Genomic DNA, 12,072 nt, shown 5'->3' with positions numbered 1-12,072 from the left:
CAAGGCGGGAAAAAAACGTTACTGGCAAAAGAGCCGCCGATAGACGGCAGCCCTTTATTTCTCCTGCAGGCATGTAGGAAAACGTTGACAGCAGACGGCCTTATCTAGCAGTTAATCACGTTTCGTCCAATAATGCCTGTGACCGGAGGTGCATCACAGGCCTTATGCCATTACTCTTTATTCAGGAATTTCACTGCTTTGTCGGGGAAGTCGGTGAACAGCCCGTCAACACCCGCTTTGTTATAAAGAATGTCATACAGCTGGTTTACGTCAGTGGTGTAATCCGGCAGTTGATCGGCGCGAACGGTATAAGGATGCACCACCATCTTATTCTGATGTGCGTCCTGCACCATGCCAGTTAACGAGATATTGCCCTTCTTCGACTTCTCATCAATCAGCATGTGGTAGTCCGGCCCAATGCCGTCCGCATACTGCGCAACCTGCTTCATGGCACCCGGTTTAAACATCCAGTCGTAGTTGTAATTCACCCAACTGCCGTCTGGTTTTTTCTCCTGAGTTTCATTCCAGTCAGTGTACGCAATCAACTGCACCAGATTGAGATCCATCCCCATCTTCGGTTCCAGTTCATTTTTGATGCGTTTTAACTCCACAACATCAAAGCACTGCAGATAGACATTGTCTTGTTTACCGGTGTACCCGTACTTTTTCAGCACTTCCAGCGTCTTAGCGGCGATATCCTTCCCTTCCTGGTGATGGAACCACGGCGCTTTCATTTCCGGGTAAATACCGATATTTTTACCGGTTGAATGATTTAATCCCTGAACAAATTCAATTTCTTCTTCGAAAGTGTGCACACGGAAATCAGATTTACCCATCGGGAAACGCCCTGGATATGTCTGTACCTTTTTGCCATTTTCGATATCGAAACCTTCGGTAAATTTCAGCGATTTGATCTCATCCAGCGTAAAGTCGATGGCATAGTAACGCCCATCTTTACGCGCACGATCCGGGAAGCGCTCAGCAACATCGGTGACGCGGTCAAGATAGTGGTCATGCAGGACAACCAGATGATCATCCTTAGTCATCACCAAATCCTGCTCCAGAAAATCCGCGCCCTGAGCATAAGCCATCGCTTTCGCAGGCAGCGTATGCTCCGGTAAATATCCGCTGGCGCCACGGTGCGCAATGACAATTTTATCTGCGGCAACCGCCGCACTGCTCACAACCATACCTGCCAGCATCAGCGCCACGCTGAGACTTTTCAATGTGGTTTTCATCTATTAGCCCCCGTTACGCTTGAGCAGCATCTCTTCGTGATGGCGTTTTTCACCAATCATGACGACTACCAACAGAATAACCGCCAGCACGCTACCGCCAATCATCACCATAAAGCCGCCGTCCCAGCCGAAGAAGTCAACGGTGTAACCGACAATGGCGCTCGCCGCGACAGAACCACCGAGATAACCGAACAGTCCGGTGAAGCCTGCCGCCGTCCCCGCCGCTTTTTTCGGTGCCAGTTCCAGCGCATGCAGACCAATCAACATGACCGGGCCGTAGATCAGGAAGCCGATGATAATCATACAAGCCATATCCACGTTCGGATTGCCTGCCGGGTTCATCCAGTAAACGACCGTCGCGATGGTGACCAGCGTCATAAAGAACACGCCGGTGGCGCCACGGTTACCGCGGAAGACTTTATCCGACATCCAGCCACACAGCAGCGTCCCCGGGATACCGGCATACTCGTACAGGAAGTAAGCCCAGGACGATTTATCCAGTGCAAAATGCTTCACTTCTTTCAGGTAAGTCGGCGACCAGTCCAGGATGCCGTAGCGCAGCAGATAAACAAACACGTTGGCGATAGCGATGTACCACAACAGTTTGTTCGGCAGTACGTACTGCATGAAGATCTGCTTCGCAGTCAGCTCTTCTTCCGCTTTCTCGTTGTAATCGTCCGGATAATCGTTCTTGTACTCTTCGATTGGCGGCAGACCACAGGACTGCGGCGTATCACGCATCAGAGCAAAAGCAAACAGCGCGACGACGATCGCACCGAAAGCAGGCATGTACAGCGCCGCTTTCCAGTCGTTAAACCAGGCCATACCCAGCAGGAACAGCAGCGGAGGCAGACCGCCACCCACGTTATGCGCACAGTTCCAAACGGAAACGATGCCGCCACGCTCTTTCTGCGACCACCAGTGCACCATGGTACGACCACACGGCGGCCAGCCCATCCCCTGGAACCATCCGCAGAGGAACAGCAGCACAAACATCACTGCAATGCTGGATGTCGCCCACGGCACAAAGCCCATAAACAGCATCACCGCAGCAGCCAGAATCAGGCCCGCGGGCAGGAAAACGCGCGGATTCGAGCGATCTGAGACGGACCCCATGATGAATTTCGAAAATCCGTATGCAATGGAGATACCGGACAACGCAAAACCCAGATCGCCACGCGAGAAACCCTGTTCAACCAGATACGGCATGGCCAGAGCAAAGTTCTTACGTACCAGATAGTACGCGGCATAACCGAAAAATATTCCCAGGAAAATCTGCCAGCGCAATCGACGATAAGTCGGATCGATCTCCGCTGCAGCTAAACGCGCTTTATGTGGCGCAGGTTTAAAAATGCTCAACATATATAGTAGCCTCCGTGGCCGTCTTTCATTCGAAGGAAACACTGCAGATTGCCGTAACAACCCTACCGCTCCCAGTGTGGCCGCGATGTTAAGGAAACATTCCAGGCAATAATGTGAATTACAGCACAGATTGTTACACATTTATGACAAATGTTCATAAAAGCGCACGGAATCACGTTTCATTTTCGAATTATGAGCGATTATGCGCGAAATCAAACAATCCATGTTTTTTATGTGGCTAAATGATAAAAAACGAACTGTGAGGAAAAACAATGAAAACTCGCGACTCGCAAACAAGTGACGTGATTATCATTGGTGGAGGAGCAACAGGTGCAGGGATCGCACGCGACTGTGCCCTGCGCGGATTGCGCGTCATCTTAGTAGAACGCCACGATATCGCCACAGGTGCGACCGGGCGCAACCACGGCCTGCTGCACAGCGGTGCACGCTACGCCGTCACCGATGCTGAATCTGCCCGTGAGTGCATCAGCGAAAACCAAATTCTGAAACGTATCGCCCGCCATTGCGTTGAGCCAACGGACGGTCTGTTTATTACCCTGCCGGAGGATGAGCTCTCCTTTCAGGCGACCTTTATTCGCGCCTGTGAAGAAGCAGGGATTCGCGCAGAAGCGATTGACCCTCAGCAGGCACGTATTATCGAACCTTCCGTGAATCCACAGCTGATTGGTGCGGTAAAAGTGCCGGACGGCACGGTTGATCCTTTCCGCTTAACCGCCGCCAACATGCTGGATGCGCGTGAGCATGGCGCGGTTATCTTAACGGCGCATGAAGTGACAGGACTGATTCGCGAAGGCGCGACGGTTTGCGGCGTTAACGTGCGCAATCATCTGACGGGCGAAATGCAGTCTCTGCATGCGCCGGTGGTCGTGAATGCCGCCGGGATCTGGGGCCAGCGCATTGCGGAATATGCCGATCTGAGCATCCGTATGTTCCCGGCCAAAGGTTCGTTGCTGATTATGGATCATCGCATTAACCAGCATGTCATCAACCGCTGCCGTAAACCGTCTGACGCCGATATTCTGGTGCCAGGCGATACCATCTCATTGATCGGTACCACCTCGCAGCACATTGATTACGATGATATCGACAGCAACCGCGTCACCGCAGAAGAAGTCGACATTCTGCTGCGTGAAGGCGAGAAACTGGCGCCGATTATGGCGAAAACGCGCATTTTACGCGCCTACTCCGGCGTACGTCCGCTGGTGGCCAGCGACGACGATCCGACCGGTCGTAACGTCAGCCGTGGGATTGTACTGTTCGATCACGCAGAGCGTGACGGACTGGAAGGGTTTATCACCATTACCGGCGGCAAACTGATGACTTACCGCCTGATGGCGGAATGGGCCACCGATGCTGTTTGCCGTAAGCTGGGCAATACCCAGCCTTGCACAACCGCAGACACCGCGTTGCCTGGCTCACAGGAATCTACCGAGCATACGCTTAAACGCGTTATTTCGTTACCTGCGCCGCTACGCGGTTCAGCTGTCTATCGCCATGGGGATCGTACCCCAGCGTGGCTGAGCGAAGACCGTCAGCACCGCAGCCTGGTCTGTGAATGTGAAGCCGTCACCGCAGGTGAAGTGCAATATGCCGTTGAAAATTTAACCGTCAACAGTTTGCTCGATTTACGTCGTCGCACCCGCGTCGGGATGGGGACGTGTCAGGGCGAATTGTGTGCCTGCCGCGCCGCAGGTTTGCTACAACGTTTTAATGTCACCACCGCCGCACAATCCATTACTCAGCTTTCCGACTTCCTCAACGAACGCTGGAAAGGTGTGCAGCCTATCGCCTGGGGAGATGCACTGCGCGAAAGCGAGTTCACTCGCTGGGTTTATCAAGGGTTGTGTGGTCTGGAAAAGGAGCACCAGGATGAAATTTGATACCGTCATTATCGGCGGCGGCCTCGCTGGACTGCTATGCGGCCTGCAACTGCAAAAAAGCGGACTGCGCTGCACGATTGTTACCCGCGGCCAAAGCGCCCTGCATTTTTCCTCCGGCTCACTGGATTTGCTCAGCAGCTTACCCGATGGTCAACCGGTGACGGATATAGAAGCGGGTTTGAATGCGCTGCGTACTCAGGCACCAGGTCATCCTTATAGCACCATCGGCACGCAGACCGTACTGGCACTGGCGCAGCAGGCGCAGGATCTGTTGGAAGAGTGCGGAACACATTTGCACGGTAAGGTTCATCAGGCTCATCAACGTGTAACACCGTTGGGAACCCTGCGTTCAACCTGGCTTAGTTCAGCAGAGGTGCCGGTCTGGCCGTTATCAGCGCAACGTGTCTGTGTGGTGGGAATTAGCGGCTTACTGGATTTCCAGGCGCACCTTGCCGCGGCCTCACTGCGCCAGCGTAACCTCAGCGTCGAAACGGCTGAAATCGATTTGCCAGAACTGGATGTCCTGCGTGATAACCCAACCGAATTTCGCGCCGTCAACATTGCTCGTCTGTTAGATAACGAAGATAAATGGTCGCTGCTCTATGACGCCCTGCTGCCAATCGCAAAAACCTGCGACATGATAATTATGCCAGCCTGTTTCGGCCTGGCTGACGATCGGCTCTGGAAGTGGCTCAACGACCGCCTGCCCTGCTCACTGATGTTATTACCAACTTTACCGCCGTCAGTGCTGGGCATGCGCCTGCATAACAAATTGCAGCGCCAGTTTGTACGCCAGGGTGGGGTGTGGATGCCAGGTGATGAAGTGAAAAAAATCACCTGTCAGGATAGCGTTGTCAGCGAAATCTGGACCCGCAACCATGCCGATATTCCTTTGCGGCCACGTTTCGCCGTGCTCGCCAGCGGCAGTTTCTTTAGCAGCGGACTGGTTGCCACGCGCGAAGCCGTTCATGAGCCGATTCTCGGTCTGGATGTGCACCAAACCGCCACACGTGCGCAGTGGTATCAGCGTGACGTCTTTGATCCACAACCGTGGCAACAGTTTGGCGTAACCACCGATGCTGAACTGCGTCCATCGCTTGCAGGAAAAACAGTAGAGAATATGTTTGCCATCGGATCGGTACTTGGCGGTTTTGACCCTATCGCCCAGGGTTGCGGAGGCGGAGTGTGCGCAGTGAGCGCTTTACACGCCGCACATCATATTGCGAAACGTGCAGGAGGCCAGCAATGAGCGACACACGTTTTGAAAGTTGTATCAAATGCACGGTGTGCACCACTGCCTGTCCGGTAAGCCGCGTCAACCCAAGCTACCCTGGCCCTAAACAAGCCGGGCCAGACGGCGAACGCCTGCGCCTGAAAGATGGTGCGCTCTATGACGATGCGCTGAAATATTGCATCAACTGCAAACGCTGTGAAGTGGCCTGCCCTTCGGATGTCAAAATTGGCGATATCATTCAACGCGCGCGTGCCAAATACGACACGACGCGTCCGTCGATACGTAACTTTGTCTTAAGCCATACCGATTTGATGGGCAGTGTTTCTACGCCGTTCGCACCCATCGTGAACACCGCGACTTCACTGAAACCAGTGCGCCAGCTTCTTGATTATGCACTAAAAATCGATCATCGCCGTACGCTGCCAAAGTACTCCTTCGGTACCTTCCGCCGCTGGTATCGCAGCATAGCCGCACAGCAGGCGCAGTATCAGGATCAAGTCGCATTTTTCCACGGTTGCTTTGTGAACTACAACCATCCGCAACTCGGTAAAGATCTGATAAAAGTGCTGAACGCGATGGGTACCGGCGTACAACTGCTGAGTAAAGAGAAATGCTGTGGCGTACCACTGATCGCCAACGGTTTCACCGATAAAGCCCGTAAGCAGGCGGTAAGTAATGTGGCTTCACTGCGAGAAGCGATTGACGGAAAAGGCATCCCGGTTATTGCCACCTCTTCAACCTGTACCTTTGCGCTACGTGATGAATACCCTGAAGTGCTGGATGTCGACAACTCAGGTCTGCGCGACCATATTGAACTGGCTACACGCTGGCTGTGGCGCAAGCTGGACGAAGGGAAAACGTTGCCGCTGAAAACGCTGCCGCTAAAAGTGGTCTATCACACACCATGTCATATGGAGAAAATGGGCTGGACGCTCTACACGCTGGAACTGCTGCGACAAATTCCTGGACTTGAACTGACAGTGCTGGATTCACAATGCTGCGGCATTGCCGGAACTTACGGATTCAAAAAGGAAAACTATCCGACGTCACAGTCAATTGGCGCACCGCTATTCCGCCAGATTGAAGAAAGCGGCGCGGATATCGTCGTGACCGACTGTGAAACGTGTAAATGGCAGATTGAGATGTCGACAAGTAAGCGTTGCGAACATCCTATTACCCTGCTCGCCAAAGCGTTGGGGTAACTCAGTTGCCCGGTGGTGTTTGCTACCGGGCATTTTTGCGCATCCAGTTCCGCTTATTTGAATACGTTGCAGTCGGGCGTATTTATCTCTGATTCACCCACGCAAAGAATCAATTTCTCATATGCAGCGCTTGTGAAAAGTGGATACCGTCACGCCATCTTCTCTTTCTGGTGACGGACTACCATGGCTATACCCACCACATCCACACCGCATGATGCGGTTTTTAAAAAGATAATTTCTTATCCTGAGATGGCCCGGGATTTTCTGGAGATTCACCTCCCCGTCACATTACGTGAGATATGCAATTTGCAAACGCTGAAGCTGGAGTCCACCAGTTTTATCGAACAGGATCTCCGCGCGTACTACTCCGACGTATTGTGGTCGCTAAAAACCCACGAAGGTGATGGCTATATCTATTGTGTCATCGAACATCAGAGTACAGCTGTGCAGCACATGGCATTCCGCCTGATGCGCTATGCCACCGCTGCGATGCAGCACCATCTTGATGTCGGGAATAAAACGCTGCCGCTGGTGATCCCCATGTTGTTTTATCACGGTCAACAAAGCCCCTATCCCTGGTCACTCAACTGGCTGGATGAATTTGACAACCCACAACTGGCGCGACAACTTTATTCGGAAGCTTTTCCGCTGGTCGACATTACCGTGATTCCTGACGATGAAATCGCGCAACATCGGCGTGTTGCGTTGCTTGAGTTGATGCAAAAACATATCCGCGATCGCGATTTGATGGGATTAGTGGACCGACTGGTCTCGTTATTAGTTACAAGCACCGCTAATGACAGCCAGCTACAGACGCTATTTAATTATCTGCTACGGTACGGCGACGTTTCTCACGTCAACGAATTTATCCATAAAGTTGCCGAACGTTCCCCTCATAACAAGGAGAGGCTGATGACAATCGCAGAGAGACTCAGACAAGAAGGCCACCACGATGGGCTGCAACAAGGGTTACAACAAGGATTGGAACAAGGAGTACAAAAAGGTATGCAAGAAGAAGCAACAAGGATCGCTCGCATGATGCTGGAACAAGGGATTGATCGTGATTTGGTTCAGTTAATTACCGGGTTATTGCCAGACGATGTCACAGCGTGAGTCAGACAGGGAAGGTTTGTAACCTTCCCTGCCACTAATCAAACCGTCAGGGATTCTACCACGTCTATCCAGCCGTGTTCCCCGGCGATATCCTGACCATTTAGCCAACGCCGCAGCATATTAAGCGCCATCATTGCGCAAACTTCCTGACGAACAGCCAAACTATAGCGATTTGCATTGAGTCGCACCCGCAAGGCATGCGTGCCGTCAGGTGTTGCCAGTGCGAAGTTAATATGTTCGTTTTCGAAACCCGATACCGCCAGCGCCAGTTCGGCATAATGGTTGCCGCGTCGCTCGGTTATCCAGTGAGCCGTTTGCGCCAGCGTTTCTTCCTGAGATGGCACTACCTCGCTCGCTAACAACGGGGCACTGGCGCGAGACAGCTGCAGAGCAATTAAGCCTCCGGTAAATTGCTCGCTCAGCGTCAGACTGTACTGGCGCTCCTGGAGCTTACGGGCAATTTGCACAGGTAACCCTTCGGTACCTTCAAAAATCATATTCTGGCCGGCAACACGTTTCACCTCTGGCCATAGCGCCAGCATCGCTTCACGTTGGGAATCGGGCCCGGTTAACTTCAGCTCGATAATCGGCATCGACGAGCGATACCCCATTGTCACCCCGGGCGGTAAAACCAAAGAGTCCAGGCTCTGCGCCAGATCGCTTTCAGAACGACCAAAAGTCGTTAAGCGCAGGCATAGCGGGGGTTGAGAGAGAGAAAAACGTTCGCGCAGGCGCGGCAGGATCTCATGTTCAACCATGACTTTAAATTCTGACGGCACACCCGGCGTAAAGAACATCAGGCAGCGATTAAGCTTTACGGCGAACCCGCAGGCAGTTCCGACCGGATTATTAATAAACTCCGCGCTGGCCGGAAGCTCAGCCTGTTTGCGATTGCCCGGTGCCATGACGCGTCCCCGCTCACGGAAAAAACGCGCCATTTCGGCCAGCCACGCTTCATGCAGTACCAGCCCTTCACCTTTTGCCGTTGCCGCCGCCAGTGCGCTCAAATCATCGCTGGTCGGCCCTAAGCCGCCATTGACGATCAGTACATCAGCATGTTCGCTACGCTCACGCAGAATAGCGACCAAATCGTTCAGATTGTCGCCAACCGTATTGCGGCGTGTTAACGGTAATCCCTGATTAAAGAAAAAATCTGCCAGCCAGGCGGCATTGGTGTCGACGATTTGTCCGTGCAACACTTCATCCCCGGTGGATAGCATCTCCACGTTTAACATCGTGTTCTCCTGCTTTTATGATGAAAACACTATAACGCATGGAGGGGGGAAGGCGCGACTGAAGGCCGCGCCGGAAAAATCAGAAACTCGCGTTAACCCCAACGTACGGGCCATCCGCAATCGCGTTATCGCGGTTGCCGTCTTTGCCCGCCAGATTCAGGTAACGATAACCGGCTTCGATGCTCAGCGGACGCATAATGGTCAGGCGCGCACCGGCATTCGCCTCTTCATAGCTGTCGATCCCGCTGGAGAGTGAATCCGGGGAGTAGTAGTATTCACCAAACAGACGGATGCTGTCGCCAATCGGCCACTGCAAACCGCCACCGACCGCCGCAGCGTAACCCTCATCACCATCATTCGGGTTAGTATAAATGCCTTTACCACCAACTGTTGCCAGCAGTGGACCGAGTGGAATATTCAGACCCAGCCCCAGACCAGCCGCATCACCGTCGTCATCGTTATGCATCCAGTTGCCGCTAACGGCAAGACCCGTGGTTTCAGTGCCCATACCGAAGCCAAGGTTGGTGTAATCTTCGCCCGCCTGGCCGCTAATGCTAATTGCGCTCGCCGACGCAGAAACAAACAGCATTCCGGCAAAACCCAACAGTAAACTTTTTTTCATTTTCTATCCTTTCCAGCAAGAATCAAAACATAGCCCCAAAACCGAGGGATTGTACTTCCAGATGGCGAGGAATCAATGAGCTAAAAAAGCGATGCAATACCATATTGTAACTAAATACTACTCAGAAAATTTAGATAAGGTTAAATTTTTGTATGAAATCTATCGCTGAGCGTCTCTGAATGCCATTTTCAACAACTATCAATTTTTCCCCAGCCACACGGGCTTAATCGTCGATGAAGCGTTTTTTCTTCAACCTGCAAAAGGTAAGATAGGTGGATGATGGAATTCTCAATCTCCCCTGGAAGGACTTGACCTATGCGCCAAAGAACAATTGTTTGCCCATTAATTCAAAACGATGGCTGCTATTTACTGTGTAAAATGGCTGACGACCGCGGCGTGTTTCCCGGTCAGTGGGCGCTATCTGGCGGGGGTGTTGAGCCGGGTGAGCGCATCGAAGAGGCTTTGCGTCGGGAAGTGAGGGAAGAGCTGGGTGAACAACTGGTATTATCAGAAATTACTCCGTGGACCTTCAGCGATGATATTCGCACCAAAACCTATGCCGATGGCAGTCAGGAAGAGATTTATATGATTTATCTCATCTTCGATTGTGTGGCAACTAATCGTGAAGTGAACATTAACGAAGAGTTTCAGGACTTCGCATGGGTTAAAGCGGAAGATCTTGGCACCTACGACTTAAATATCGCCACGCGTAACACGTTGACCTTGAAAGGGTTACTGTAAATCCCACGAATTTAAACGTAATATAAACAATGTTCACATTAGCGGTATTGTTCTCAACATTCAGCAACAGAGACCAATGCCGCCATAACGGCTAAAAACACTTTATATTCAAACAAATAAATCACTTCTCCCTGTTTTTATCTTTATACCACAAACCTTAAACTCTTAAGGATAAATTAACCTTCGGCCATTAACCTTTATAACCTGATGAAATAATTAACGACGCCCCTGTTTAGTCCTAAAAATAAAACTTCGGTAGCGTTAAATGGCTTGAAGGAATAATGATGTCTGACTTTTTGCCTTTCTCTCGCCCGGCAATGGGTGCTGCAGAGCTTGCCGCGGTGAAAGCGGTGCTGGACTCTGGATGGATAACCACTGGCCCGAAAAATCAACAGTTGGAAGAAGCCTTCTGCCAGCTGACGGGAAATCAACACGCCGTCGCCGTCTGTTCCGCCACTGCAGGTATGCACATCACGCTAATGGCGCTGAACATAGGTGCAGGCGATGAGGTCATTACGCCGTCAATGACGTGGGTTTCTACCCTCAACATGATTGTCCTGCTGGGCGCAACACCCGTGATGATCGATATTGACCGCGATACGCTGATGGTCACACCGGAGCAAATTGAAGCCGCTATCACGCCACGCACCAAGGCCATTATTCCCGTACATTACGCTGGCGCCCCAGCCGATCTTGATGCCATTTACGCCATCGGTGAACGCTATGGAATCCCTGTCATTGAAGACGCAGCGCACGCCGTCGGAACGTTATACAAGGGTCGTCATGTCGGTGCTCGTGGTACCGCAATCTTTTCCTTTCACGCTATCAAGAATGTGACCTGTGCCGAGGGTGGACTGATTGTTACTGACGACAGCCAACTCGCTCAACGGCTTCGCAGCCTGAAATTTCACGGCCTGGGTGTAGATGCGTATGACCGTCAAACCTATGGTCGCGCGCCGCAAGCTGAAGTTCTCGCACCGGGATACAAGTACAACCTGACTGACATCAACGCCGCCATCGCTCTGGTGCAGTTGAACAAACTGGATCGCCTGAACGCACGCCGTGCGCGAATTGCGCAGCAGTATCAACAGGCGCTGGCCGATACGCCGTTTCAACCGCTCGCCCTGCCTCAGTGGTCGTATGTGCACGCCTGGCATTTGTTCATCATTCGCGTGGATGAAGCCCGCTGTGGGCTAAGCAGAGATACTCTGATGGAAGCACTAAAGGCCAGAAATATTGGCACAGGCCTGCATTTTCGCGCGGCCCACACGCAGAAATATTATCGCGAACGTTTCACCGATCTTTCTCTGCCTAATACCGAATGGAATAGCGCACGCATTTGTTCACTGCCGCTATTTCCCGACATGACCGACGATGACACACAACGCGTCATTACGGCACTTCGCCAGATTGCAGGACAATAA

The 12,072-nt window shown here is 52.1% G+C and carries 10 protein-coding genes and 1 pseudogene; 7 read left to right on the top strand and 4 right to left on the bottom strand.

Annotation, left to right across the window (positions count from 1 at the left end):
* Positions 1-15 precede the first annotated feature (15 nt).
* Positions 16-108: pseudogene (locus I6L54_RS24495) on the top strand (LysR family transcriptional regulator); the annotation flags it as partial.
* A 62-nt stretch (positions 109-170) separates the two neighbouring features.
* Here the strand turns inward: I6L54_RS24495 and glpQ are convergent.
* Together glpQ and glpT are read right to left on the bottom strand one after the other, a co-directional pair.
* On the bottom strand, positions 171-1,238 hold the full coding sequence (gene glpQ / locus I6L54_RS09425; RefSeq protein WP_137378517.1) for a glycerophosphodiester phosphodiesterase: 1,068 nt from the start codon (positions 1,236-1,238) through the stop codon (positions 171-173).
* Between the two features lie 3 nt (positions 1,239-1,241).
* Positions 1,242-2,600: a glycerol-3-phosphate transporter gene (gene glpT, locus I6L54_RS09420; protein ID WP_040230110.1), complete on the bottom strand. Its 1,359-nt coding sequence runs from the start codon at positions 2,598-2,600 to the stop codon at positions 1,242-1,244.
* A gap of 272 nt (positions 2,601-2,872) precedes the next feature.
* On the opposite strand from glpT, the gene glpA reads away from it, so the two are divergent.
* The 4 genes from glpA (at position 2,873) to I6L54_RS09400 (ending at position 8,050) form a co-directional block, all read left to right on the top strand.
* Positions 2,873-4,501: an anaerobic glycerol-3-phosphate dehydrogenase subunit A gene (gene glpA / locus I6L54_RS09415; protein ID WP_040230112.1), complete on the top strand. Its 1,629-nt coding sequence runs from the start codon at positions 2,873-2,875 to the stop codon at positions 4,499-4,501.
* The gene (glpB, locus tag I6L54_RS09410; protein ID WP_040230114.1) at positions 4,491-5,750 is read left to right on the top strand and encodes a glycerol-3-phosphate dehydrogenase subunit GlpB; all 1,260 of its coding nucleotides are present in this window, start codon (positions 4,491-4,493) and stop codon (positions 5,748-5,750) included. The genes glpA and glpB overlap by 11 nt, the downstream gene beginning before the upstream one ends.
* The gene (glpC, locus tag I6L54_RS09405) at positions 5,747-6,937 is read left to right on the top strand and encodes an anaerobic glycerol-3-phosphate dehydrogenase subunit GlpC (protein WP_040230115.1); all 1,191 of its coding nucleotides are present in this window, start codon (positions 5,747-5,749) and stop codon (positions 6,935-6,937) included. The genes glpB and glpC overlap by 4 nt, the downstream gene beginning before the upstream one ends.
* Positions 6,938-7,120: 183 nt before the next feature.
* On the top strand, positions 7,121-8,050 hold the full coding sequence (locus tag I6L54_RS09400) for an Rpn family recombination-promoting nuclease/putative transposase (protein ID WP_005129410.1): 930 nt from the start codon (positions 7,121-7,123) through the stop codon (positions 8,048-8,050).
* Between the two features lie 38 nt (positions 8,051-8,088).
* On the opposite strand, the gene I6L54_RS09395 is transcribed toward I6L54_RS09400, so the two are convergent.
* The gene (locus I6L54_RS09395) at positions 8,089-9,285 is read right to left on the bottom strand and encodes a nicotinamide mononucleotide deamidase-related protein YfaY (RefSeq protein ID WP_040230116.1); all 1,197 of its coding nucleotides are present in this window, start codon (positions 9,283-9,285) and stop codon (positions 8,089-8,091) included.
* A gap of 79 nt (positions 9,286-9,364) precedes the next feature.
* Positions 9,365-9,907 carry a YfaZ family outer membrane protein gene (locus I6L54_RS09390; protein WP_040230118.1) on the bottom strand — a complete coding sequence of 181 codons (543 nt, stop codon included), beginning with the start codon at positions 9,905-9,907 and terminating at the stop codon, positions 9,365-9,367.
* Between the two features lie 315 nt (positions 9,908-10,222).
* On the opposite strand from I6L54_RS09390, the gene nudI reads away from it, so the two are divergent.
* Both nudI and arnB read left to right on the top strand, forming a co-directional pair.
* The gene (gene nudI / locus I6L54_RS09385) at positions 10,223-10,648 is read left to right on the top strand and encodes a nucleoside triphosphatase NudI (protein WP_005129417.1); all 426 of its coding nucleotides are present in this window, start codon (positions 10,223-10,225) and stop codon (positions 10,646-10,648) included.
* A gap of 284 nt (positions 10,649-10,932) precedes the next feature.
* Positions 10,933-12,072, top strand: a complete 1,140-nt coding sequence (gene arnB, locus I6L54_RS09380; protein ID WP_005129418.1) for a UDP-4-amino-4-deoxy-L-arabinose aminotransferase — start codon at positions 10,933-10,935, stop codon at positions 12,070-12,072.

It is taken from the genome of Citrobacter pasteurii (assembly GCF_019047765.1).
Taxonomy (GTDB): Bacteria; Pseudomonadota; Gammaproteobacteria; order Enterobacterales; family Enterobacteriaceae; genus Citrobacter; species Citrobacter pasteurii.
This window is presented reverse-complemented; position numbering and strand designations above follow the sequence as displayed.